At 45.5% G+C, this 24349-nt stretch carries 23 protein-coding genes and 2 pseudogenes; 19 read left to right on the top strand and 6 right to left on the bottom strand.

Translation table 11 applies throughout. The features are described from left to right. Window positions 1-50 precede the first annotated feature (50 nt). The 5 genes from htpG to GBH70_RS08535 all read left to right on the top strand — a co-directional run bounded on the left by htpG (window position 51) and on the right by GBH70_RS08535 (window position 5638). Window positions 51-1928, top strand: coding sequence for a molecular chaperone HtpG (gene htpG, locus GBH70_RS08555; protein WP_151680646.1), 1878 nt, complete (start codon window positions 51-53; stop codon window positions 1926-1928). A 176-nt stretch (window positions 1929-2104) separates the two neighbouring features. Further along, entirely contained in the window at window positions 2105-3289 is a 1185-nt protein-coding gene (locus GBH70_RS08550) for a M20 family metallopeptidase (RefSeq protein ID WP_151680645.1), read from the top strand. 90 nt (window positions 3290-3379) lie between these two features. Continuing rightward, window positions 3380-4186: a transporter substrate-binding domain-containing protein gene (locus tag GBH70_RS08545; protein ID WP_443098245.1), complete on the top strand. Its 807-nt coding sequence runs from the start codon at window positions 3380-3382 to the stop codon at window positions 4184-4186. Between the two features lie 77 nt (window positions 4187-4263). Beyond that, a complete protein-coding gene (locus tag GBH70_RS08540; protein WP_151680643.1) occupies window positions 4264-4923 on the top strand; it encodes an amino acid ABC transporter permease in 660 nt (219 codons plus the stop codon). Further along, window positions 4916-5638 carry an amino acid ABC transporter ATP-binding protein gene (locus tag GBH70_RS08535; RefSeq protein ID WP_151680642.1) on the top strand — a complete coding sequence of 241 codons (723 nt, stop codon included), beginning with the start codon at window positions 4916-4918 and terminating at the stop codon, window positions 5636-5638. Before GBH70_RS08540 ends, GBH70_RS08535 begins: the two co-directional genes overlap by 8 nt. Before the next feature lie 223 nt (window positions 5639-5861). On the opposite strand, the gene GBH70_RS08530 is transcribed toward GBH70_RS08535, so the two are convergent. Further along, window positions 5862-6314 carry an OsmC family protein gene (locus GBH70_RS08530; RefSeq protein ID WP_151680641.1) on the bottom strand — a complete coding sequence of 151 codons (453 nt, stop codon included), beginning with the start codon at window positions 6312-6314 and terminating at the stop codon, window positions 5862-5864. Between the two features lie 66 nt (window positions 6315-6380). Next, window positions 6381-7592 carry an MFS transporter gene (locus tag GBH70_RS08525; RefSeq protein WP_151680640.1) on the bottom strand — a complete coding sequence of 404 codons (1212 nt, stop codon included), beginning with the start codon at window positions 7590-7592 and terminating at the stop codon, window positions 6381-6383. A 336-nt stretch (window positions 7593-7928) separates the two neighbouring features. Here GBH70_RS08525 and GBH70_RS08520 point away from each other — a divergent pair. The 10 genes and pseudogenes from GBH70_RS08520 to GBH70_RS08475 all read left to right on the top strand — a co-directional run bounded on the left by GBH70_RS08520 (window position 7929) and on the right by GBH70_RS08475 (window position 18066). Then, window positions 7929-8299 (top strand): annotated as a pseudogene (locus tag GBH70_RS08520) (YkvA family protein). A 125-nt stretch (window positions 8300-8424) separates the two neighbouring features. Next, window positions 8425-9132: a 5-oxoprolinase subunit PxpB gene (gene pxpB, locus GBH70_RS08515; RefSeq protein WP_151680639.1), complete on the top strand. Its 708-nt coding sequence runs from the start codon at window positions 8425-8427 to the stop codon at window positions 9130-9132. Next, window positions 9129-10139, top strand: a complete 1011-nt coding sequence (locus GBH70_RS08510; protein ID WP_151680638.1) for a 5-oxoprolinase subunit C family protein — start codon at window positions 9129-9131, stop codon at window positions 10137-10139. Before pxpB ends, GBH70_RS08510 begins: the two co-directional genes overlap by 4 nt. Then, on the top strand, window positions 10126-10893 hold the full coding sequence (locus tag GBH70_RS08505; protein ID WP_151680637.1) for a LamB/YcsF family protein: 768 nt from the start codon (window positions 10126-10128) through the stop codon (window positions 10891-10893). Before GBH70_RS08510 ends, GBH70_RS08505 begins: the two co-directional genes overlap by 14 nt. 25 nt (window positions 10894-10918) lie before the next feature. Continuing rightward, window positions 10919-11623: a DUF969 domain-containing protein gene (locus GBH70_RS08500; protein WP_151680636.1), complete on the top strand. Its 705-nt coding sequence runs from the start codon at window positions 10919-10921 to the stop codon at window positions 11621-11623. Next, window positions 11620-12573: a DUF979 domain-containing protein gene (locus GBH70_RS08495; RefSeq protein WP_151680635.1), complete on the top strand. Its 954-nt coding sequence runs from the start codon at window positions 11620-11622 to the stop codon at window positions 12571-12573. The genes GBH70_RS08500 and GBH70_RS08495 overlap by 4 nt, the downstream gene beginning before the upstream one ends. Before the next feature lie 12 nt (window positions 12574-12585). Continuing rightward, entirely contained in the window at window positions 12586-13233 is a 648-nt protein-coding gene (pcp, locus tag GBH70_RS08490) for a pyroglutamyl-peptidase I (RefSeq protein WP_151680634.1), read from the top strand. A gap of 364 nt (window positions 13234-13597) precedes the next feature. Next, window positions 13598-14449, top strand: a complete 852-nt coding sequence (gene licT, locus GBH70_RS08485) for a BglG family transcription antiterminator LicT (protein WP_151680633.1) — start codon at window positions 13598-13600, stop codon at window positions 14447-14449. A gap of 212 nt (window positions 14450-14661) precedes the next feature. Continuing rightward, window positions 14662-16557: a beta-glucoside-specific PTS transporter subunit IIABC gene (locus GBH70_RS08480; protein ID WP_151680632.1), complete on the top strand. Its 1896-nt coding sequence runs from the start codon at window positions 14662-14664 to the stop codon at window positions 16555-16557. A 75-nt stretch (window positions 16558-16632) separates the two neighbouring features. Then, complete coding sequence (locus tag GBH70_RS08475) at window positions 16633-18066, top strand: glycoside hydrolase family 1 protein (RefSeq protein ID WP_151680631.1); 1434 nt, start codon at window positions 16633-16635, stop codon at window positions 18064-18066. A gap of 36 nt (window positions 18067-18102) precedes the next feature. Here GBH70_RS08475 and GBH70_RS08470 read toward each other — a convergent pair whose 3' ends face one another. The 3 genes from GBH70_RS08470 to GBH70_RS17795 form a co-directional block, all read right to left on the bottom strand. Then, window positions 18103-18321 (bottom strand): hypothetical protein, encoded by a 219-nt coding sequence (locus GBH70_RS08470; RefSeq protein WP_151680630.1) that lies wholly within the window; start codon window positions 18319-18321, stop codon window positions 18103-18105. Next, window positions 18321-18671, bottom strand: coding sequence for a PLP-dependent transferase (locus GBH70_RS08465; protein WP_172968297.1), 351 nt, complete (start codon window positions 18669-18671; stop codon window positions 18321-18323). The genes GBH70_RS08470 and GBH70_RS08465 overlap by 1 nt, the downstream gene beginning before the upstream one ends. A gap of 200 nt (window positions 18672-18871) precedes the next feature. Further along, window positions 18872-18961 carry a hypothetical protein gene (locus GBH70_RS17795; protein ID WP_371862199.1) on the bottom strand — a complete coding sequence of 30 codons (90 nt, stop codon included), beginning with the start codon at window positions 18959-18961 and terminating at the stop codon, window positions 18872-18874. A gap of 522 nt (window positions 18962-19483) precedes the next feature. Here GBH70_RS17795 and GBH70_RS08455 point away from each other — a divergent pair. Next, the gene (locus GBH70_RS08455) at window positions 19484-19792 is read left to right on the top strand and encodes a hypothetical protein (protein WP_151680628.1); all 309 of its coding nucleotides are present in this window, start codon (window positions 19484-19486) and stop codon (window positions 19790-19792) included. Next, window positions 19728-20458: pseudogene (locus tag GBH70_RS08450) on the top strand (transposase); the annotation flags it as partial. The gene GBH70_RS08455 and the pseudogene GBH70_RS08450, both read left to right, overlap by 65 nt. Before the next feature lie 51 nt (window positions 20459-20509). Here the strand turns inward: GBH70_RS08450 and guaC are convergent. Next, the gene (gene guaC / locus GBH70_RS08445; protein ID WP_151680626.1) at window positions 20510-21493 is read right to left on the bottom strand and encodes a GMP reductase; all 984 of its coding nucleotides are present in this window, start codon (window positions 21491-21493) and stop codon (window positions 20510-20512) included. 270 nt (window positions 21494-21763) lie between these two features. Here guaC and GBH70_RS08440 point away from each other — a divergent pair, with 270 nt between their 5' ends. Beyond that, a complete protein-coding gene (locus tag GBH70_RS08440; RefSeq protein WP_151680625.1) occupies window positions 21764-22945 on the top strand; it encodes a NupC/NupG family nucleoside CNT transporter in 1182 nt (393 codons plus the stop codon). Window positions 22946-23346: 401 nt separating this feature from the next. After that, complete coding sequence (locus tag GBH70_RS08435; protein ID WP_151680624.1) at window positions 23347-24333, top strand: sulfonate ABC transporter substrate-binding protein; 987 nt, start codon at window positions 23347-23349, stop codon at window positions 24331-24333. The last annotated feature ends 16 nt before the right edge of the window (window positions 24334-24349 follow it).

The raw sequence follows: 24349 nt of genomic DNA, 5'->3' as shown, positions 1-24349 counted from the left end.
GCTAAAATCAGAACCGGAAACGATTTTTTACATATAAAGGGGAGATCGATGTGGCGGTAAAAGAATTTAAAGCGGAATCGAAAAGGCTTTTGGACATGATGATCCACTCGATTTACACACAAAAAGAAATTTTCCTGCGGGAATTGATTTCAAACGCCAGCGACGCGATCGATAAAATTTATTACAAAGCCCTGACCGATGAAAATTTAACGTTTGATAAAGACAACTATTATATTAAAATTACCCCGGACAAAGAAAACCGGACTTTGACGGTTTCCGATACCGGGATCGGCATGACAGAAGAAGAACTCGAAAATAATCTTGGCACGATTGCACAAAGCGGTTCGCTCGCGTTTAAAAATGAAAATGAAAGCAAAGACGGGTATGATTTGATCGGCCAATTCGGCGTCGGCTTCTACTCCGCATTCATGGTTGCCGATGAAATTACGGTCATTTCGAAAGCAGTGGGAAGCAGCCAGGCCTATAAATGGCAGTCGAAAGGCGCGGAAGGCTATACGATCGAGCCGTGCGAAAAAGACGGCTACGGCACCGATATTATTTTGAAACTGAAAGAGAATACGGAAGACGAAGATTACGATCAGTTTTTGGAAGAGTACCGGCTGAAGGCACTTGTAAAAAAATATTCTGATTTCATCCGCTACCCGATCAAAATGGATGTGACAGAAAGGCGCCTGAAAGAAGGCAGCGACAACGAGTATGAGGAAGTGAAAGAAGAACAGACCCTCAACAGCATGGTGCCGATTTGGCGCAAAAACAAAAACGAGCTGACAGACGAAGATTACGAGAATTTTTACATGGAAAAGCATTACGGCTTTGATAAACCGGTGAAACATATCCATATTAAAGTTGACGGGGCTGTGCGTTACAACGCGATTCTTTACATCCCGGAAAAAATTCCGTTTGATTACTATACGCCGGAATACGAAAAAGGCCTTGAACTGTATTCGAACGGCGTTTTGATTATGGAAAAATGCCCGGATTTGCTGCCGGATTATTTCAGCTTTGTCAAAGGGATGGTCGATTCGGAAGACCTTTCCCTGAATATTTCGCGGGAAATGCTGCAGCATGACCGCCAGCTGAAACTGATCGCGAAAAATATTAAAAACAAGATCAAACGCGAGCTGGCCAATCTCCTGAAAGAAAACCGGGAACAGTACGAAGCGTTTTATAAATCTTTCGGCCGCCAGCTGAAGTTCGGCGTGTACAATGAATTTGGCGCCCATAAGGAAGATTTGCAGGATCTGTTGATGTTCTATTCGTCAAAAGAAAAGAAACTTGTGACGCTCGATGAATACGTCAGCCGCATGCCGGACGGCCAGAAATACATTTATTATGCAACCGGCGAATCGATTAACCGGATTGAAAAACTGCCGCAGACTGAACTTGTCGCCGACAAAGGGTATGAAATCCTCTATTTCACGGAAGATATCGATGAGTTTGCGATTAAAATGCTCATGAATTACAAAGAAAAAGAATTCAGGTCGGTATCAAGCGGCGACCTCGGTTTTGAAGAGGAAGACAAAAAAGAAACGGAAGCGGAAGAAAAAGAAAACAAAGATCTCTTTGATTTCATGAAAAAGGCTTTGAACGGCAAGGTGAAAGATGTGCGCGCATCGCACCGGTTAAAATCGCACCCGGTCTGCTTCACAACGGACGGCGAAGTGTCGATTGAAATGGAAAAAGTGCTGAACGCGATGCCGAACGGGCAAAACATTAAAGCCGACAAAGTGCTCGAAATCAACGTTCACCACGATGTGTTCCGCGCCTTAAAAGAAGTATTTGAAAACGATAAAGACAAATGCACGCTTTATACAAACCTGCTGTACAACCAGGCGCGGCTGATTGAAGGACTCGATATTGAAGATCCGGTCGCATTCACGAATGATATTTGCAAACTAATGGTGTAAAGTTGTAAAAGGCTTTATCCCATACAGGGGGTAGGGCCTTTTTATTTTTGCGTGATATTTTTTGAAAAAACACTTGCCGAACCTTATGATTTATTGTATATTTATAACATATTATTCATAAATATTAATTTTGCGATGTGCACAACACGGCATAGAACAGCAGGGGGATATTCCAAATGAAAGAACAACTCAGGCAGCATCTGAAACAAATAGAGTCGAAGCTTTGGGAAATGAGCGATACCTTATACCACCATCCGGAACTCGGCGACCAGGAATACAATTCAATGAAACTGCTCACAGACTTCCTTGAAGTCCATGGTTTTACGGTAGAAAAAGGGATCGTGGACAGGCCGACCGCATTCAAAGCGGTATATGACAGCCAAAAAGAGGGGCCGGCAATTGCGTTTCTGTCGGAATACGATGCGCTTCCCGGTGTCGGTCACGGCTGCGGCCACAATATGATCGGTACGATGAGCGCGGGCGCCGGCGTACTTTTAAGCAAAGTGATCGATGAGATCGGCGGACGCGTGGTTGTCCTTGGTACGCCGGCCGAAGAAACGAACGGTGCTAAAGTCCCGATGGCGGAACAGGGTATTTTCAATGATATTGACGCTGCCATGATCTTACATCCGGCCGATGAGTCCTATGAAAGCGGAGAATCGCTTGCCATGGATGCAATCCAGTTTGATTTCCGCGGCAAATCGGCGCACGCGGCTTCTAATCCGGAAGACGGCATCAACGCGCTTGATGCGGCGATCCAATTGTTTAACGGCGTAAATGCGCTCCGCCAGCATGTCACTTCCGATGTCCGCATCCATGGCATTATTAAAGAAGGCGGGATTGCCGCAAATATCGTGCCGGATAAAGCGGTAGCCCAATTTTATGTGCGCGCCAAAGACCGTGTATATTTAAACGAAGTGGTCGAAAAGGTGAAAAATATTGCAAAAGGTGCGGCTATGATGACGGGCGCCAAAGTGCATATTTCAAACTACGAATTAAGCTACGACAATATGGTGACAAACGAAACGTTGTCCAATTTGTTCACGAAAAACCTTTTAACAACAAAGGTAAAAGAAGTAAAGAAACCAAGGTCATCTTACGGTTCGATCGATATGGGCAATGTCAGCCATGTCGTGCCGGCCATTCACCCGTATATCGGCCTGGATTCCCCGGGCCTTGTCGCCCATACGAAGGAATTTGCCGATACGACGATTACGGACAATTCCCACCAGGTTTTATCGAGCGGGGCATTGGCCTTGGCGATGACCGGTTATGACCTGATTACCGACAAAGAAATCTTTGAAAACATGAAGCGTGAATTTGAAGAAAAGGTCAAAAACAAAATGCCAGTGAAAAGCTGACCAAACTGACAATATTTTAAAATATTTTTTTTGAATAAATATCTTCTCAAATATTCCACATCGTGTTAAAATTCATTTTGTTGAATAAAAATGCTTCGCAAGTTTGATACTTTCATAGGGGGAAAAATTGTGAAAAAGATCGTTTTAGGCATCGCACTTGTATTTGCAATGGTGATTACGACAGCTTGCGGCCAATCAAGCAGCGGAAACACCGCCAACAAAAAAGAAAAGGTATTGGTCATGGGCACATCAGCCGACTTTGCCCCGTTTGAAACAAGGGATACTTCCGGGAAAATTGTCGGTTTTGATATTGATCTGGCTAACTATATTGCAAAAGAATTAGGATATAAATTGGAAATTAAAGATATGAAATTTGACGGTTTAATTGGCGCCCTGCAATCGAAGCGGGTGGATATGGTGCTTTCCGGGATGTCCGCCACGAAAGAACGCGCCAAAAACGTTGATTTCTCCACGCAGTACCACCATTCAGGGGAAATGTTCGTGACATTGAAAGGTTCAAACATCAAGAAGCTGGAAGATATTAAGGGCAAAACCGTCGGCGTCCAATTGGGCACCATCCAGGAAGAAGGCGCTGATAAGCTGAAGAAAACGTACAATTTTAATGTCAAAAAACTCGATAACTCGACAAACTTAGTTGAAGAACTGCTTTCTAAGCGCATTCAAGTCGCCTATTTGGATAAATCCGTTGCGGAAGGTTATATTAAAAAGCAAAATCTGGCCGGCTTTGATGATCCGACTTCCAGTTCGCCGGGCATGGCTGTTGCTTTCCCGAAAGGCAGCAAATTGACGGCAAAAGTCAACAAAGTGTTGGCAAAAGCTGAAAAGAACGGTAAACTTGCTGAATTGAAAAAGAAATGGAAAATTGACCAACAGTAATTGCATGCAGGCGCCTTGCTGAGCAGGGCGCTGTTTTTTCAAGAAGTTCATTAAACTAACAAGGTGAGGTGTAAGGCATGAATTTGGATTTCAGCCAAATTGTGCCTTATATTCCTTTTATGTTAAAAGGAATATGGGTAACATTAAAATTTGTTTTCTTTGCGATTCTTTTCGGTTTTGTACTCGGGACGGTTTTCGCATTGTTTAAAATATCCCGTATCAAAACATTAAAATGGATCGGTGATATTTATACATCGATTTTTCGCGGCACGCCATTGATTGTTCAATTGATGCTCATATATTTTGCAATCCCGCAGCTGACCGGGTATGATATCAAGCCGTTTCTTTCGGCCATTTTGGCGTTCGGCCTGAACTCGGCTGCTTATGTGTCGGAAATCATCCGTGCCGGGATCCAGGCAGTGGACAAGGGCCAGACAGAAGCCGCCCAGGCGCTAGGGGTTCCGTACTATTTAATGATGAAAGATTTGATCCTGCCGCAGGCGATGAAAAATATTCTGCCTGCACTGATGAATGAATTCATTTCCTTGACAAAAGAGTCTGCCCTTGTTTCCACTATTGGTTATTTGGACCTGATGCGCCGCGCCCAGGTTGTCGGAGCACAAATTTACCGCAACTTTGAACCGCTCCTGTTTGTAGCCGTCATTTATTGGGTGCTTGTCTTTATCTTGACGGTGCTCGGCAGACAGCTGGAAAGGAAGATGAAATACAGTGATTAAAGTGGAACATCTCTATAAACAATTCGGCCATAACGAAGTCCTGAAAGATATTTCCACACATGTAGACAAAGGGGAAGTTGTTGCTGTCATCGGCCCGTCCGGATCCGGCAAATCCACTTTTCTGCGGTGCCTCAATTTTTTGGAAGAGCCGACAAAAGGCAGGATTTGGATCGACGGGGAAGAAATTACAGATAAGAAAATCAATATTATGAAAGTGCGCTCAGAAATTGGTATGGTTTTCCAACATTTTTATCTTTTTCCACATAAAACGGTTCTGGAAAACCTGACCTATGCTCCAATGAAAGTCAAAAAAATGAAACGCCAGGATGCAGAGGCCAAGGCAAGGGAACTTTTGGCAAAAGTCGGCCTGACGGAAAAAGAAGGGGCGTATCCAAATAACCTTTCCGGGGGGCAGAAACAGCGGGTGGCAATTGCCCGCGCACTGGCAATGGAGCCAAAGCTGATGTTGTTTGACGAGCCGACTTCCGCTCTTGACCCGGAAATGGTAAAAGAAGTATTAAACGTGATGAAAGACTTGGCCCAGACCGGCATGACCATGATGATCGTCACGCACGAAATGGGTTTTGCCCGAGAAGTGGCCGACCGCATTATTTTCATTGATGGCGGGAAAATTTTAGAAGAAGGCACCCCTGAAGCATTTTTTAGCCATCCAAAGACAACCCGGGCACAGGACTTTTTGGATAAGGTATTGTAAAAAAGGCAGCCGCTATTTTTCTCGGCTGCTTTTTTTAGCACTTCCTCTTAAGTTCTGCTTTGATAAAACCAATCAGAGATTTGATATAAGTGTTTTCATTGATGCGATGAAAGACAAATGCCAATTAAATATTGAAACAAGTGTCTTTCATAAGTAACAAGGCGAAACAAGTTCGTCCTGTGATTGTGCTTTTAATCGTAAATGCCACGGAAAGCCAGCATCACTATTTTGCGGCTCTTTTCACAGCTGCCTGTAATTCGAGCTCAACATTCCCCTGAATGGCGCGGCTGATCATGCATGATTTTTCTGCTTTTTCGGCCAGAGTGTACGCCAGCCGGATGTCCTTGTCGGTTGCGTCCGGTTTCAGCACAATTTCAGGGCGGTGGATCATTTTTTTATACGTAAATACACCATTGGTTACATCCACAATGCCTTCCGATTCCATCGTCAGCTGTTCTTTCTCCAAGTGGCTGCGCTCCATCATGGCCGCGAGCGTAATGATATAGCAGGTTGCCGCAGCCCCCAGGAGCATTTCATCAGGATTTGTCCCGACGCCGGGGCCGTCCATCTCCGGGGGTATAGAAATCTTCGCCACCAAATTTCCACAATCAATTGTGCCCACATCATTTCGCAGGCCGGGCCAGTCTGCCTTTAAATGAAAGTGGTGTACTGCCATTTGCTATTCCTCCAACCGATTTTCTATGAAAATTGCCGGCATTTTTTTAAAAGGCGGCGGCCGGCATTATGATTTATTTATGCTTTCTGCAACCGCCGTTTTTCTTTCCATTTTCGCCTTTTTTCCGTGCACGGCATAATAAATGGAAATGCCCGCGACAATCCAGCCTGCAACCGCAAGATAAAGGAAGCGGAAACTCATGAATCCGGCCGCGATCCCAAGCAGGTAAGGCCCCGCGCCGCTTGCCAGATCAATAAAAATGAAAAATGTCGACGTTGCCAGCGCTTTTTGGTGCGGCGGTGAAAGTTTGATGGCAATGGCTTGGAAACACGACTGCACGGTGCCGTAACCGATTCCGATCAGTGCGCCTGCCGCAAGCAGCATCCAACCGCTGTGCGCCTGGCTGAGCAGGAGAAAACCGGTTGTTAAACAAATCAAAAGCGGGTAAATAACAAAATTTTCCCCGTGCTCATCGAACCATCTGCCTGTAAACGGCCGCGTTAATATGAGTGCTGCTGCATAGACGATAAAGAAATAACTGGCGGCATTCACCAAGTGGATGTCTTTTGCATAAAGGGACAAAAAAGAAAGGAGGCTGGAATAGGCGAGCGTGACCGCGAAAGCCGCTACTGAAACCGGCAGCGCGGCCGGTTCGAAAAAATTTCTTACTTGAAAACGAGCCATTTCTTTTAACTGCTGCTCGGTCAAGTCCGCTTTCGGAACGGTTAAAAATACAGCAGAGATCAGATCGATCAGTGCAATGATGCTTGCCGCCAACATGATCATATGAAAATCGGCGATTCTCATGATAAACATGCCTAAAAATGGGCCGATTGCCATTGCCAAATTCATGCTCGTCGCATAATAGCCGGTGCCTTCGCCGCGGCGCTCATTCGGAATGATGTCGGCAACAATCGCGCCCGCCGCCGTTGTGATTGCGCCGTGCATCGCCCCCTGGATAAACCGTAGCACCATCAAAAATGCGAGGCTGTCCGCTTGGAAATGGAGCACCATGACCACGAAGAACACAATCAAAGATCCGACAAGCACCCGCTTACGCCCAATTCTGTCCAAATATTTTCCTGCAAATAATCTCGCGACTAACGAAGCCAGGACGAATATTCCTGCTGCCAGCCCGGCCATGCTTTGGCTTGCGTGATAGGCGGTTGTCACATACATAGCAACGCTTGTCATTAATAAATAAAACACGACATGCGTAAAAAAATTTGTGGATGAAACCATAATAAAGTCTTTCGTCCACAATTTCGGTTTGTCCATAAAAAGTAAATCCCCTCTTTTCCTGTTTGCCATCGTGCAAAAATCGGTAATTCCATTATAAGGCTTCATCGAAAGAATATTCAATGCATTTCTATACCAGAAATAATGGGTGCAATCGTTGCGACTCTTGTGGCACTCAGATTATACTTTGAATAATAAAAAATTCATACTAAGAATTTAACAAAAAGAGGATCCACTCTGAGGGAAGAAATAGAAGACGAGGCCGTCAAGCGATGAACGACCCTTTTCAGTTTTAACATTGTTTCCCCCGGGACCATTTCCAGGCAAAATAGACTTAAATAGGGGGCAAATAGAGTGGCACATTTACTGGTAAAAATGGAAACGCGCATGCAAAAAGCAAGGAAATATTTTTCGGAACAAAGTTTTTGGGAAAAACTGAAGAAATTTGCCCAAAAAGCCGGCATAAACGTGCCGTTCTACTTCTTTATTATACGCTGCAAAAACCGGACGTCCCGAAAAAAGCAAAAGCGACCATTATTGGCGCGCTCGGGTATTTTATTCTGCCAACCGATCTATTTCCGGATATTTTGCCGGCAGGGTTCACGGATGACCTTGGCGCCCTCGGCCTTGCGCTGATCCAGGTGGCTATGTATATTGATGACAATGTGAAAGCCGAGGCAAAAGGTAAACTGAAACAATGGTTTGGAGAGTTGGTGCATACATCGAAAATTGACCAAAAGTTATGAATCCCGCAGCATATTCCTGCCGGGGTTTTTAAATTGTAAAACAGAAATAATTTTGTTATTATAAAATAATAATATATTAATAATTTTTATAAATATAATTCTTTTTGAAAATGGAGGTGACCATGTTGGATTATCAGTTATTCCCGGAAGGCGACTGCGCAGTCCTGATTGAAGCGGGAAAAGAAATCAGCCTTGAAAACCACAGGAAAGTGCAAACGATCGTTTCATTATTGGAAAACCATTTTCCCAAGTGGATGATTGAATATATTCCCGCTTATACAACAGTCACCGTCCTATATGACCCGTTCAAAATTTATAAGCAAACCTCAGAAAACCCGTACATATATGTTTCAAGGTATTTAACACAACTGCTGGAGAAAGAGTCTGCAGCGCCCCTCCGAAAACCTCGTGTCATCGATATCCCGGTCTGCTACGGCGGCGAATTCGGGCCTGATCTGGAATATGTTGCCCGTGTAAACCGCCTCACTCCTGAAGAAGTCATCCACATCCATGCATCCGGCGACTATACGGTTTATATGATTGGATTTGCACCGGGTTTTCCTTATATTGGGGGGATGCCGGAAGAGATCGCAGCCCCGAGAAAAAAGACGCCGCGCTTGAGGATCCCGGAAAGATCCGTTGGCATTGCTGGCAAACAAACCGGCATTTACCCGATCGAAACGCCGGGCGGCTGGCAGATCATCGGGCGCACCCCGTTAAAATTATTCCTGCCGGAAAAAGACAGCCCAAGCTTGCTCAATGCAGGGGATAAGATCCGTTTTCAGCCGGTCAGTGCCGAGGAATATAAAGAGCTGGAGATGATGCCGTCATGATCAAGGTCATCAAACCGGGCATGCTGACAACGATACAAGACTTGGGGAGAACGGGTTACCAAAAATTTGGGGTTGTGCAAAGCGGTGCCATGGATCCTTTTGCACACCGCATCGCTAACCTGCTCGTCGGTAACCCGGAAAACGAGGCTGCAATCGAAATCACGGTAACGGGGCCGGTTCTCGAGTTCCAAACAGATGCGCTGATCGCCATCTGCGGCGGCCGTTTCCATGCCTATCTGAACGGCAAACCGATCGGGCTTTGGCGTCCGGTAAGGGTTGAGAATGGAAGCGAACTGCGGATCAAACAGGCGGAAACCGGCTGCCGGGCTTATTTGGCGGTGGCCGGCGGTTTTTCGGTCCCAACTGTGTTAAAAAGCAAATCGACATACTTGCGGGCCAGGATCGGCGGTTTTCAAGGCCGGACCCTGAAGGCGGGGGACGAGATCCAAGTCGGAATGCCAGGGGAATTATCAAAACAGCTCCAGTCATTATTCGAAGATGGTTCTCTGCAGGCAAGCTGGTCAGTTTCCAAAACCATTATGCCGGATTACGGCACGTTTCCAACCATCCGGGTAATAAAAGGGCGGCATGCCGAATTATTTACGGATGAAAGCATACAGGAATTTTTCCGGAAGCCGTACCGTATCTCCCGCGATTCCGACCGGATGGGCTACCGGTTGGAAGGGCCGGGGCTGGAGTTCAAAAGGGCACAGGAAATGTTGTCGGAAAGCGTCTGTTTCGGTACGGTCCAAGTGCCGTCCGGCGGGCAGCCGATTGTCCTATTGGCGGACCGGCAAACGACCGGCGGGTATTCGAAAATCGCACAAATTGCAGCGGTGGACCTTCCGCTGATGGCGCAGCTGAAGCTGGGGGACAAGGTCAGATTTCAAGAAATTTCGCTGGAGGAAGCCCAGGCGCTTTATATAGATAGGGAAAAACAAATCCGCCTGCTGAAAAAATCGATTTTCTATCAGGAAAAAAGGAGGGACACCCATGCCAAGCATTGATTTGAATTGCGATATGGGAGAAAGTTTTGGCGCATATACGATTGGATGCGATAAGGAAATCCTTGATTTGATTACATCGGCAAACATTGCGTGTGGGTTCCATGCCGGTGACCCTGCCGTCATGCGGAAAACCGTCCGCATGGCGCTTGAAAAAGGAATTGGGATCGGCGCACATCCCGGGCTTCCGGACCTCGCCGGGTTCGGGCGCAGAAACATGCAGATTTCTGCGCAGGAAGCATACGATATGACCGTCTATCAAATCGGTGCCTTGGCTGCATTTGCGAAAGCGGAAGGCGGGACAATCCAGCACGTCAAACCGCACGGCGCCCTTTACAACATGGCGGCAAAAGATCGGGAGCTCGCACAAGCCATTGCCAAAGCAGTATATGACGTTGATCCCGAAATCATCCTGTTCGGTCTGGCCGGATCGGAACTCGTGAAAGCCGGCACGAAAACCGGCCTGAAGACAGCAAGTGAAGTGTTTGCCGACAGGACCTATCAACGTGACGGCTCGCTGACGCCGAGGCGTGAACCCGGCGCGTTGATCGAAAACCGCGAAACCGCCGCAGACCAAGTGATCCGGATGATCAAAGAAGGCAGCGTCACATCCGTACAAGGGGAGGATGTCCGTGTCCAGGCCGATACGATCTGCATCCACGGCGACGGCCAACAGGCCCTTGTTTTTGCGAAGTTTATCCGGCAGTCACTGGAGCACGAAGGAATCAAAATAGAAAAAATCAGCAATTTTTTATAAAGCGTGTATAAAGGAGTGAATGGGTTTGGCTTTAATCGGTGTCGCACTCATTATCATTGGTTTTGCGCTCAGATTCAATCCGCTTGTCGTGGTAACCGTTTCCGGCCTTGCCACCGGACTGATCGTGGGTCTTCCGCTTAAAGAACTGATCACACAGTTCGGAGAAGCTTTTACAACTAACCGTTATATGTCAATTTTAATTGTTACCCTGCCGGTCATCGGTCTTTTGGAAAGAAGTGGGCTGCAAAACCAGTCAAAACATCTTGTTTCAAAAATCAAGGCGGCATCAGCTGGGAAAATATTGACCTTTTATCTGCTGATCCGTGAGATTGCCGCTGCCCTTGGGTTAAACAGCCTCGGTGGCCATCCGCAGACGGTGCGCCCACTCATTGCGCCGATGGCTGAAGGGGCGGCGGAGGCAAAATACGGTGAAGTGCCGGAAAAAGACCGGGAAGAGATCCGTGCCCAGGCTGCTGCTGCTGACAATATCGGCTTGTTTTTCGGTGAAGACATTTTTGTCGCAGTTGGTGCGATTCTTTTAATGAAAGGATTTTTTGACCAGAATGGGATAAAAGCAGATCCGATTTTCATGGCGCTTTGGGGCCTTCCGACAGCGATTTTTGTGTTTATCGTCCATTCTATCCGTCTCCGCCTGTTTGACCGGAAACTGGACCGCAAGCTTGGGAACCCGGGTAGAGGAAAAATGGATAGTGAGGTTGTGAGAAAATGATCATTTCAACGGAATGGATTTACATCGCCATGGGGATCGTTTGCCTCTTCTGTTCTTTCTATACGTTTTTTGACAAAACGAACAAAAGGCGCATCCTATCCGGCCTGTTTTATTTTATTTACGCCATTACATTGCTGTTTGGAAAAATCATCCCGCCATTTTACATCGGTCTAATGGTGCTGGCAATGGTAGTCATCGTGGCATTCGGTGGCCTGCAAAAAGGCGGATACGGTGAGACGGCGCCGGATGAGCTTGAAGCCCGACGCAAGCGTTTAGGGAACTGGCTTTTTCTGCCGGCATTATTGATCCCGATTCTAACTGTACTGGGCTCAAAACTGCTGGTGAATGTAAAAATCGGTTCCCGGCTGCTGCTTGACCCTTCAAACCCTACGCTTGTTGCCCTTGGGGTTGCATGTATCATTGCGATCCTCACGGCGATGTTATTGACGAAAAGCCGGCCTCAAACCGCATTCAAAGAATCGCGGCGCCTTTTGGAAGCAATCGGCTGGGCTGTTGTCCTGCCGCAGCTTTTGGCAACGCTCGGTACCATTTTTACAAAAGCAGGGGTCGGCACAGTCGTTTCGAAACTTATTACAAAAGTAATCCCAGAAAATTCGGTTTTCTGGATCGTGTTCGTTTTCTGTGTCGGCATGGCGTTGTTTACGATGATCATGGGCAATGCGTTTGCTGCTTTTCCGGTGATGGCGGCGGGGATCGCCATCCCGTTTTTGATTAAACGGTTTGGTGCCAATGCGGACCAGATTGCCGCGATTTCGATGTTTGCCGGCTACTGCGGCACGCTCATGACCCCGATGGCAGCCAATTTCAATATCGTGCCGGCTGTTTTGCTTGATTTAAAAGATAAAAATCATGTCATTCGTGTGCAGCTCCCGACCGCGTTAATGACGCTCGCGTTTAATATTATCCTGATGTATCTTTTAGTCAGATAGGAGGAGAGGAAAATGGGGAAAAAAGTGCTTTTAACAGGTTTTGAGCCTTTCGGGGGGGATAAACTCAACCCTGCGCTTGAAGCGATTAAACAGTTGGACGGAAGAAACATTGAAGGCATCCGGATTGTTACGCAGCAGGTGCCGACTGTTTTTTATGAATCGATTCGGACTGTAACAGAAGCGATTGACCGCCATCAGCCTGATGTGGTCATATGCGTCGGGCAGGCAGGCGGGAGGGCGCAAATCACGCCGGAGCGCGTCGCAATTAATATCGATGACGCCCGTATCCCGGATAACAAACAGCAGCAGCCGGTCGATGTTCCGATTGAAGCGGACGGGCCGGCGGCATACTGGTCCACCCTTCCGATTAAAATGATTGTCAGCCGGCTGCGGGAAGCAGGGATACCTTCAGCAGTCTCAAATTCCGCCGGGACGTTTGTGTGCAACCATCTTTTTTACGGTGTCCTGCATTATTTAGAAAAAAACAAAAAAAAGGTTCGCGCAGGCTTCATCCATATCCCGTACATCCCGGAACAAACGACGGAAAACGGAGATCCGAGCATGGCCCTTGATACAATCGTGAAAGCTTTGGAAATTGTCGCGGTGGTCTCCGCCACAACAGAAAAAGACATTGCGGAAACCGGCGGGGCGCTGCATTGATGTGAGGCGGAAGGCTGCGGCTTTCCGCTTTAAAATTGTTGACACTTTCACAAAATCATTTATAATGTATAATGTAATCGATTACAGAAATCGCTGATTGATTCAATGGGATCGTGACTGTTCGGCAGGCGAAACCCTGACATGTGCGTCCAGCTCGCCATGTTACGGGTTTCTTTTTTTCGGCGCCAGTCAGGCTTTAAGATGGTGCATATCGAAAAGAGATGGTACTGGCAAATTGATTTCTCTATTGGTTGACAGCGATGGATTAAAATTATAAAAATAGATGTGATGCTAGTAAAAATGTACCGGTGCGGATTTCTTTTCCGTTCCTGATTGTGGCATATCTATCTAAAGGGCGATTGCGATGAAAATCAAAAAAGTATTAAATAACAATGTAGTTGTATCAACTAACGAATTAAACCAGGAAGTTGTTGTAATGGGGAGAGGATTGGCTTTTCAGAAAAAAGCGGGAGACACGATTAACCATGAGAAAGTTGAAAAAACGTTTGTGCTGGAGAACCATGCGATATCTGCAAAACTCTCCAAATTGTTGCAGGATATTCCGACCCAATATTTAAATATCTCTGCAAAAATATTGGAGTATGCCAAATCCCAACTTCCGTATTCGTTAGATGAATATTTATATATCGCTTTGACTGACCATATCAGTTTTGCCATTAGCAGGCATAAACAAGGGATTGATTTAAAAAATCCGCTTTTATGGGAAATCCGGAAATATTATAAACAAGAGTTTGAAGTCGCATTAAAAGCGCTTCAAATTATCAAAGAAGATACGGGTGTTGCGCTTGGGGAAGATGAGGCGGCGGCGATTGCACTGCATCTGGTCAACAGCCAGCTGTCAGGGGAAAATATGTCATCCGCTGTTCAAATTACCGAGATGGTCAATACGATATTGAATATTGTAAAATATCATTTTAAGATGGAACTGGATGAGGGTTCAGTAAATTATGAACGGTTTTTAACCCATCTCCGCTACTTCGCCATCCGGTTTATTCAGAAAGAAAAACTCGAAGAGACGATGGAACCCTTTTTCATTGAACAAATCAGGCGTAAATATCCTGATGCCTATGCCTGCACAGAAAAAATTGCTGTCTATTTAGAGCATGACTTTAATTGGTCACTCACCAATGACGAAAAAGTTTATTTAACGGTTCATATCCATCGTGTAACAAACCGGAATAAAACAATAAAATAATTTTAAGAAAAGTGTTGACAAAATATGAAAGCGCACGCTATATTATAAACGTAAACTTCATATGAAGATTTCTATTAGGATTGTTACTGGTAAAGCAGGCAAAACCTAAACCGTTTACACATAGAGGCAGACGTGTCTCCTGCGTGTTTTCGGTTTAGGTTTTTTATTTGAAAAAAAGTTTAATATAATTGAAAAAATATGAGGTGATTATAATGAGCCATGAAAAACTGGCAAAAGATATTTTGGCTCTCGTTGGCGGAAAGGAAAACATTAACAACGTTTTCCACTGTGTCACACGGCTTCGGTTTAAATTAAAAGATGAATCCATTGCAAAAACGGAAGAACTCAAAGACTTGGATGGTGTGGTAACCGTCATGAAAAGCGGCGGCCAGTACCAGGTCGTAATTGGAAACCATGTGCCTGATGTGTACGCAACGCTCCTGAAAGTCGGCAACATCAGCGCAACCGAAGGCCAGGATGCTGGCGGGGAAAAAGAAAAAGTAGGGCCGCTTTCTGCATTCATTGATATGATTTCAGGCGTATTCACTCCTGTTCTAGGCGTATTGGCTGCAACCGGGATGATCAAAGGTGTAGCTGCATTAATTCTCGCGCTTCACTGGGTTTCATCCACATCCGGGACTTATAACCTGCTGAACTATGCCGGTGACGGATTGTTCACATTCCTGCCGATCTTCCTTGGCTACACGGCAATGAAAAAATTCGGCGGCACGCCATTTGTCGGCATGGCACTAGCCGCAGCGCTTTGCCACCCGTCGTTGTCCACTTTGTCTTCCGGGAAAGCGCTTTATACGTTATTTAGCGGCAGTTTGTTTGAATCACAAATTCATGTAACATTCTTAGGCATTCCGGTTATTTTAATGACGTACACATCATCGGTTATTCCGATTATCGTCGCATCGTATTTTACAGCTAAGTTGGAAAATGGCCTCAAAAAAGTGATTCCGGACGTTGTCAAAACATTTGTCGTCCCGTTCTTAACGATCATGATCATGGTACCGCTGACATTCCTTGCCATTGGCCCGATTTCGACATGGGCTGGACAATTGCTCGGTGCAGCAACCATTTGGCTCTACCATTTAAGCCCGGCTGTTGCAGGTATTTTGATTGGCGGTTTATGGCAAGTGTTCGTTATGTTCGGCCTCCACTGGGGACTTGTTCCAATTGCAATGAACAACCTGGCTACTTTGAAATATGATCCGATTTTAGCAACATCTGTCATGGTTTGTTTTTCACAAATCGGCGCAGTACTGGCCGTTATGCTGAGAACGAAAAACAAAGGTTTGAAAGCCCTCACGATTCCAGCGTTCATTTCAGGGATTTTCGGGGTAACCGAACCGGCCATTTACGGGGTAACATTACCGCTTAAAAAACCATTCATCATGAGCTGTATCGGCGGTGCAGTCGGCGGCGGCATTATCGGTGCGCTGGGCGGAAAATTGTGGATGTTCGGCGGCATGGGCGTATTCTTCATTCCGGCTTTTATCAAACCGGGTTCAGGGCTTGACCTTGTATTCTGGAGCTCCATCATCGCACTTGTTGCAAGCTTTATCATCGGTTTCATTTTGACCTTTGCATTCGGATTTAAAGACAAAGAAGAAAAAACAACGAAAGCAGTCCAGCCAAATGAAAGCCGTGTACTGGAAGTGAAAAGCCCGTTGAACGGGAAAACCATTCCGTTAACTGCTGTGAAAGATGCAGCATTTTCAAGCGAAGCAATGGGGAAAGGGATTGCCATTGAGCCGTCTGAAGGGAAAGTGTACTCACCGGTAAATGGCATTGTTACAACACTTTTCAAAACACGGCATGCGATTGGGATTACTTCTGAAGACGGCGCCGAAATTTTAATCCACGTCGGAATGGATACCGTTGAACTGGACGGGAAATATTTTGAAGCACGTGTAAATCAAGGCGATGTGGTAAAAGCAGGAGATCTGCTCGTCGAATTTGATATGGAAAAAATTAAAGAAGCAGGATACGAAGTGGTAACACCGGTTATTATTACCAACACGCCGGACTACTTGGATGTGATCCCAGCACAAAACAGCAAAATTTCCATTCATGACACGGCTTTAACAGTGTTAGTGTAAACATCACTGCCACGGCGGCATCCCCGTGGCAGTCCCAATGAAATATTAAAATCTTGAGTAAAAGGGTGATTCAACATGGCAAAACGATTTCCTGAAGGATTTTTATGGGGCGGGGCAACCGCTGCAAACCAACTCGAAGGCGCTTACCGCGAAGGCGGAAAAGGGCTGAATATTCCGGACGTGCTGCCTGGCGGGAAAGTGCGCTTAAAAGTCATTACAGAACCGGGTTTTAACTTCGAAATTGACAATGAAAAATACACTTATCCAAACCATGAGGCGATAGATTTTTATCATCGCTACAAAGAAGACATTGCGCTGTTTGCCGAAATGGGATTTAAAGCATTCCGCATGTCGATTGCCTGGTCCCGCATTTTCCCGAACGGCGATGAAACTGTGCCAAACGAAGAAGGACTGGCATTTTATGACCGCGTATTTGATGAACTGCATAAATACGGGATTGAGCCGGTTGTTACAATTTCCCACTATGAAATGCCGCTTCACTTGGTAAAAGAATACGGTGGCTGGCGCGACCGCAGGGTTGTAGAGTTTTTTGAAAGATATGCAACCGCGCTTTTCAACCGTTACAAAGATAAAGTAAAATACTGGATGACATTTAACGAAATCAACAGCGGCCTGCATATGCCGATCATGGGGCTGGGCTTTGCGATTCAGGAAGAACGTGACCGCTACCAGCCTACTTTCCAGGCTTACCATCATCAATTCGTTGCAAGTGCAAAAGCGGTAATAGCCTGCCATAAAATCATCCCGGATGCTAAAATAGGGTGCATGATTGTGTATACGCCAACCTATGCTTTTGATTGCAACCCGGAAAATGTCATGTATGCCCTGCAGGAAGAGCGTTTGTTCAACTACTTCTGCGGCGATGTACAAGTGCGCGGCGCCTACCCTGCTTTCATGAAACGCTATTTTAAAGAACATAACATTCAGCTGGAAATGGAGCCGGGCGACCTCGAACTGTTAAAAGAAGGAAAAGTGGATTATGTGGCATTCAGCTATTACATGTCGCGCACGGAGAAAAAAGATAAGAAACCGGAAGACGTTGGGGAAGGCAATATTCTCGGCGGGATTAAAAATCCATTCTTAAAAGCAAGTGAGTGGGGATGGGAAATTGACCCAATCGGCTTGCGGGTATCTTTGAACCAATTATACGACCGTTACCAAGTACCGTTGTTTGTTGTGGAAAACGGCCTGGGCGCTTACGATAAAGTGGAAGAAGACGGTTCTATTCAAGATGATTACAGGATTGATTATCTCCGCTCGCATATTCAGGAGATGGGCGAAGCCATTGAAGATGGTGTTGAGCTGATGGGCTATACCTCCTGGGGCTGCATCGACCTCGTCAGTGCTTCGACCGGAGAAATGTCAAAAAGGTACGGTTATATCTATGTCGACAAGCATGACGACGGAAGCGGCACACTTGAACGGAAAAAGAAAAAATCGTTCTACTGGTATAAAGACGTCATTGCAACGAACGGAGAAAAACTGTAATAAATGAAGGGATGCCCTGGCAGCGGGGCATCCCTTTTAAATTGGGTTACTGGATAAAAAGAGGAGTTTTTTTGGAATTTGCTCGGGAGCAGCTTTTGCGCCACAAATTTTGCGGTGCGCCACATTTTCCGGGGTTTGCGCCACAATTCCATGCCTTTGCGCCACAATTCCATGCCTTTGCGCCACAGTAGTCACACCGGCACAATCCAAATATTTAAACCATTCCCGAAACACATCGGGAAGCAACTGCACCACTAAACAAACTGGTTCAGCCCGCGATCCAAATCCTCCAGCAAAACATCTGTATCTTCAAGCCCTGCGGCAAGGCGGATCAGGTCCTGGCTGAGGTGTTCCTGCTGAAGCTGGTCTCCGTTCGTGCCGTAAAACGGAGACCATGCCAGGCTTTCAAATGATCCCCACGAAACACCAATTTTAAAAACCTTCAAACTGTCCATAAACTTTGTGATCTTTTCCAACCCTTTTTGCTTCAATTCAAAACTAAGCAGGCCGGAAGATCCGTACATTTGCCGCTTTGCGCATTCATAGTCGGGATGTGAAGCAAGCCCCGGATAGTGCACGGTTCGGACAGCGGGATGCTTTTCCAAAAACGCTGCAATTTTACACGCATTTTTTCAAAGGCCTTCATCCGCATCGGCAGCGTCCGGATTCCCCGGGCTAATAGGGCGGCACCATAAGAGGAAAGCGCCGTCCTCAACAGCAGCAGTTCCTGATGAAACAAAGAACCTATTATTTCCTGATTAGCAATCAATTGAAGCGGAGTGGACGACAATATCGATGTCTTTTATCAAAGGCTTCTGAAAGAGCGGGTCGCACATGTGTTATCAACCATTGTCCGGATATTCCTTTTCCGGGTTACTTCCGTGGCTGTTTTCAAATCAATGATCCGGTGCAACAAATTCGTCGGGCTCTCCCAAATAGATCACCCGGGTATTCTGCCGGAATGCCCATAATCGGTTTACCAAGATATGCCGAATTTTTCGATGTACCGACAAGCTGGATCGTAGTGGAGTAAACAAGCCCTACAATGAATAGATGGTCCCCTCTGCTGTAAACTATTCAAAAACGCCGTGCTGATGGCTGTCATCCCCGAACTGAATAGTCGGCATGCATCGTCCCGCTACAAAGCCGCGAGTTTTACCTCAGCTACTTTCACAGTCGGGTTTGGGCCGCGCCGGTACACATAATGATGGGCGGGATGGCTGTTGGTATCGGTCAATTCCTCAAACGTACTAAAAGTAAATAAAGTATTGCCAAAAACAGCGGCACAACAGCTCCGTGAAAATCTTCCCTAACTTTTTCTTAGTTCTTGCAGATTTTTTTATCGATTGAGTATGAATCGCGGTTGTCCATGGAATTGCTCCCTGTGTAAATAATCAGTACGCTAAGTTTGTCGAGAATGATTGATGTTCATGCAAACAAAAACTGGGTGCATTTTCCCTGCGAAGCTCGTAAAATAGTAGTAAATAAGGGGGGTTATGAAAAAGTTTTTTATACTGGCCCTTGCAATTGTGTATGCTGCCTTCCCAAACCGGAGCGCGGGGCGGCAGAGAGGCATATTGACAGCAAATCAATCTATAACTATATTACAAAACATAAGGGCATTATCGGTGTCTATTATTACAATATTGAGACAGGCGATAAGGTCGAAACGAAAAATTTACAAGAAACTCAAAGAAGACTACTTACCACGGCTGAAGAAGTATGAAGCATTTTTGGAGACCGGAACAGTTATTCCAAAACAGATCACGATGCCACCTTTATGCGGATGAAAGAAGATCATATGAAAAACGGCCAGCTGAAACCGGGTTACAATGTCCAAATTGGAACGGAAGACCAGCTTATTCTTGGATACACTATACACCAGAGGCCAACTGATACAAGATGCTTTGTGCCGCATTTGGAGAAGCTGAAAGCATCCGGCCTGCCTAAGCCAAAACGGATCATTGCGGATGCAGGTTATGGCGGGGAAGCCAACTATTTGTATGCGCATGAGGAAGAGTTCGAAGCATTGATTCCTTACAATACTATGAGGAAAGAAGAGACGCGGGCTTACAAAAAAGATATCCGAAATGTTTCTAACTGGGAATATCGTGAAAAAGACGAGCAAATCTACGCTCGAAGGAAAATCGAGGTAGAAAGCGTGTTCGGTCATATCAAAGGCAATCGGTCGTTCCGCAGATTTTCTCTACGGGGGCTTGAGAAAGTAAATATCGAATTCGGGCTGGGTGCCATCGTCCACAATCTTCTGAAACAGGCGGAAAAGAACCGCCTGTTTCAGAAAGAAGAAAAACCGTCGAGAAAATTATTTTCTCAACGGTTTTTCTTGTTTAAGAAGGGGCTTTTGGGACAGCCCCTTTTGTCCGTTGTTTGAAAAAACATTGATAGCGGCCGTGCCGCAAGAAACCAAAATTCCACCTTCTTATCAATATACCCTATCCCCGTTAAAAATGGAGTTTTTCACAATGACATAGTCCACTTTCCGAATGTCGGCCAGTTTGTTTCCGCCGGCATAAGAAATGGATGACTGCAGGTCTTCTTCCATTTCCGTCAGCGTATCTTGCAGCGGGCCCCTGAATTCTACATACATTTTTTTGCCTTCCACGTTTTTCCGTTCACCTTTTTGAAACTCGGATGCGGATCCGAAGTATTCTTTATAAAGTTTGCCGTCAATTTCAATCGTTTCACCCGGCGATTCTTCGTGGCCGGCGAAAAGGGAGCCGATCATCACCATCGTTGCCCCGAAACGGACCGATTTGGCAATATCCCCATGCGTGCGGATGCCGCCGTCTGCAATAATTGGCTTGCTCGCGGCTTTCGCGCACCAGCGCAGGGCCGCGAGCTGCCATCCGCCTGTACCGAATCCGGTTTTAATTTTCGTAATGCACACTTTCCCCGGCCCGATGCCGACTTTTGTCGCGTCCGCACCGGCATGTTCCAGTTCCCTTACTGCTTCCGGTGTGCCGACATTCCCGGCAATCACAAAGGTTTCCGGCAAGTGCTTTTTAATATGATGGATCATTCTGATAACCGCATCGGAATGGCCGTGTGCGATATCAATCGTAATGTATTCCGGCTTCAGGTTTGCTGCAGCCAGTTCTTCAATAAAAGTAAATTCTTCCGGCTTGACGCCGACGCTGACCGATGCATAAAGCCCCCGGTCAATCATATCTTTCACAAATTGCAGGCGCTTCTCCGGCTGAAACCGGTGCATTATATAAAAATATCCATTTTCGGCCAAATATACGGAGATTTTTTCATCAATAATGGTTTGCATGTTGGCAGGCACTACAGGCAGTCTGAACTTACGCCCGCCTAACACAACACTTGTATCACATTCCGAACGGCTGTTCACGATACATTTTTCCGGAATTAGCTGCACATCTTCATAATCAAACACTGTATCCATGTTTTTGCACTCCCAAAAACGAATGTTATTTCGGTATAACTTGTTAAATGTTCGTACGTTGGTACTTTACCTTATTTTTTTCTGGTTGTCAAAGGTTTTTACAAACAATTTTCTTAGTTTTACAGACAATTAGAATGGATGTTCCTGGAATGGAGTGCTGCAAAAAAGGACATTCCTATAACGAAGTTTGCAAAATAACCAAGTATTTACTACTATGAATAAGGCTTGTTTACAATTGGCAGGCAAAATTTAGGCCAAGGAGGAAAATCAGTGAAATATATCATCGGGCTATTGGGCATCATGTTGATTCTTGGGCTGGCCTGGCTTGCCAGCAGCGATAAAAGGCATATTAAATATCGGCCCATTCTCACCATGATTCTTCTTCAGTTTCTGTTTGGTTTTTTACTGCTGAATACGAGCGCCGGCAATTGGCTGATCGCAGGAATTGCAGAGGGGTTCGGGAAGCTTTTAACATATGCGAATACAGGTGTGAATTTCGTATTTGGCGGAATGGTGAATAACAAACAATTGGCATTCTTTCTCAGTGTCTTGATGCCGATTGTCTTTATTTCAGCGTTGATCGGCATATTGCAGCATTGGAACATACTGCCGGTAATCATTAAAGGGATCGGCTATGCTTTAAGCAAAGTGAACGGAATGGGAAAACTTGAGTCATATAATGGGGTAGCTTCCGCCATATTGGGACAGTCCGAAGTCTTTATTTCGGTAAAAAACCAGCTGGAAACATTATCGGAGCAACGCCTTTATACACTTTGTACTTCTGCAATGTCCACAGTATCGATGTCCATTGTCGGGTCTTATATGGAATTAATTAAACCGGAATACGTAGTGACTGCAATCGTGCTGAACTTATTCGGCGGCTTTATCATCGTTTCATTGATTAATCCATACGACGTTTCCCCGGAAGAAGATGCTATCGTTTTTGAAACAGGAGAAAAGCAGTCGTTTTTTGAAATGCTCGGTGAGTATATTATGGTCGGGTTCCGGGTAGCGGTTACAGTGGCGGCCATGTTAATCGGCTTTGTCGCGCTGATCTCCATGATTAACGCGATTTTTAACGGCATCTTTGGCATTACTTTCCAGAAATTTCTCGGCTATATCTTTTCACCGTTCACCTTTTTGATGGGCATTCCGTGGCACAGTGCAGTAGATGCCGGAAGCATTATGGCCACAAAATTGGTGAGCAATGAGTTTGTTGCCATGACCAACCTGGCGCAAGGGCATTTTACCTTTTCGCAAAGGACATTGGCCATTATCTCCGTTTTCCTTGTTTCATTTGCAAACTTCTCGTCGATCGGCATTATCGCGGGTGCTGTGAAAAGCTTGAATGAGAAGAAGGGCAATGTTGTTGCGAAATTCGGGCTCAAACTGTTATACGGTGCAACGCTCGTCAGCTTCCTGTCGGCAACCATTGTCGGGTTAATCTATTAATGAATCTAAGGGAAAATGCAAAAAGAGTGTAGAGTTCCAAAAATTGATTGGAAAATGATAAATAAAATAAAACTCACTTGACAGATCGAAATAATGTAATTAAAATGAACATAACAATTTAAAAGGTTATGATTTATAAAAATATTTTTATTGATTAAAACAAAAATAAACCAACTGTCTGTTTTCTTTAAGCAGATTCATAAGTGCCGACCGGTCAACCGCGGGCTCCTATCTTTATGAATGAAAGATAAGGGGCCCTTTTTTGTTACTTATAATCCCACTAAAAAAATGGGATTTATTGGTAATAGTGCTTTTCACCAATTCCATTGAAGGGGGTGATCCATCTTGTAGTTCACAAAATGGAAAAGAGCTGCACCTTGAAAATTAAGGGAGGTTTAAGCGTGTTAAAAAAAGTGAAGCGGCGAAGGTGGATAGCATTCATTCTTTTGATGATTGTTTCTTTATTGTTTGGCGGCTGCGGTGTTTCGAAGAAAGAAAAGGCAGCAGCGAAACTTGGGGAAAAGAATGATAAGGTAATCCGTATCGGTTATCAGAAGTTCGGGACTTTAAATATTTTGAAAGCAAAAGGCAGTTTGGAAAAACAATTGAAGCCTCTCGGCTACACGGTAAAGTGGACAGAATTCCCCGGCGGCCCGCAATTACTGGAGGCTTTAAATGCTGGCAGCCTCGACTTCGGCCATACAGGTGAAGCACCGCCTATTTTTGCACAGGCGGCAGGCGCGCCGCTTGTATACTTTGCCAACTCTGTCGCCAATCCAAAAGGTGAGGCCATCATCGTGCCAAAAGATTCAAAGATAAAAACTTTGAAAGATTTAAAAGGAAAGAAGATTGCGCTGAATAAAGGTTCCAATGTCCATTATCTGCTAGTAAAGGCATTAGAGAAAGCCGGCATTTCTTACAGTGACATTCAAACTGTTTTTCTTGCGCCTGCAGACGCCCGTACAGCGTTTGAGCAAGGAGCCGTAGACGCATGGGCCATATGGGATCCATTTCTCGCGGATGCCCAGCTTGCAACGCATGCCCGCACTTTGTCAGACGGCATCGGGCTTGTGAAAAACCGTGAGTTTTTCCTGGTAACGAGCCAGTTTGCAAAAAAACATCAGGATATATTGAATGTGATTTACAAACAGCTTGAAAATACGGAGCACTGGGTGAAGAACAATCCTAAACAAGCGGCTAAGTTTTTGACACCGCAGATTGGAATGAGTGAGAAATCTTTGGAGTTGACGCTCAGCCGTAAAAATTTCGGCCTGGAAAAGATCAACAGCCAAACGATTGATGACCAGCAGCAAATCGCGGATGAATTTTACAAATTGAAATTGATTCCAAAACCAATCAAAGTACACGAAGCATTTTTATCAAATTAATCCGGGGAGAGGAGAA

The sequence above is a fragment of the Weizmannia acidilactici genome (assembly GCF_008974225.1).
GTDB lineage: Bacteria > Bacillota > Bacilli > Bacillales > Bacillaceae_C > Weizmannia > Weizmannia acidilactici.
This window is presented reverse-complemented; position numbering and strand designations above follow the sequence as displayed.

Coding starts and splice junctions, on each gene's coding strand:
- GBH70_RS08550 (WP_151680645.1), top strand. CDS start 2,105: ATGAAAGAACAACTCAGGCAGCATCTGAAACAAATAGAGTCGAAGCTT.
- GBH70_RS08545 (WP_443098245.1), top strand. CDS start 3,380: ATGCTTCGCAAGTTTGATACTTTCATAGGGGGAAAAATTGTGAAAAAG.
- GBH70_RS08540 (WP_151680643.1), top strand. CDS start 4,264: ATGAATTTGGATTTCAGCCAAATTGTGCCTTATATTCCTTTTATGTTA.
- GBH70_RS08530 (WP_151680641.1), bottom strand. CDS start 6,314: ATGGCAGTACACCACTTTCATTTAAAGGCAGACTGGCCCGGCCTGCGA.
- GBH70_RS08525 (WP_151680640.1), bottom strand. CDS start 7,592: ATGGACAAACCGAAATTGTGGACGAAAGACTTTATTATGGTTTCATCC.
- GBH70_RS08510 (WP_151680638.1), top strand. CDS start 9,129: ATGATCAAGGTCATCAAACCGGGCATGCTGACAACGATACAAGACTTG.
- GBH70_RS08505 (WP_151680637.1), top strand. CDS start 10,126: ATGCCAAGCATTGATTTGAATTGCGATATGGGAGAAAGTTTTGGCGCA.
- GBH70_RS08495 (WP_151680635.1), top strand. CDS start 11,620: ATGATCATTTCAACGGAATGGATTTACATCGCCATGGGGATCGTTTGC.
- pcp (WP_151680634.1), top strand. CDS start 12,586: ATGGGGAAAAAAGTGCTTTTAACAGGTTTTGAGCCTTTCGGGGGGGAT.
- licT (WP_151680633.1), top strand. CDS start 13,598: ATGAAAATCAAAAAAGTATTAAATAACAATGTAGTTGTATCAACTAAC.
- GBH70_RS08480 (WP_151680632.1), top strand. CDS start 14,662: ATGAGCCATGAAAAACTGGCAAAAGATATTTTGGCTCTCGTTGGCGGA.
- GBH70_RS08475 (WP_151680631.1), top strand. CDS start 16,633: ATGGCAAAACGATTTCCTGAAGGATTTTTATGGGGCGGGGCAACCGCT.
- GBH70_RS08455 (WP_151680628.1), top strand. CDS start 19,484: ATGATTGATGTTCATGCAAACAAAAACTGGGTGCATTTTCCCTGCGAA.
- guaC (WP_151680626.1), bottom strand. CDS start 21,493: ATGGATACAGTGTTTGATTATGAAGATGTGCAGCTAATTCCGGAAAAA.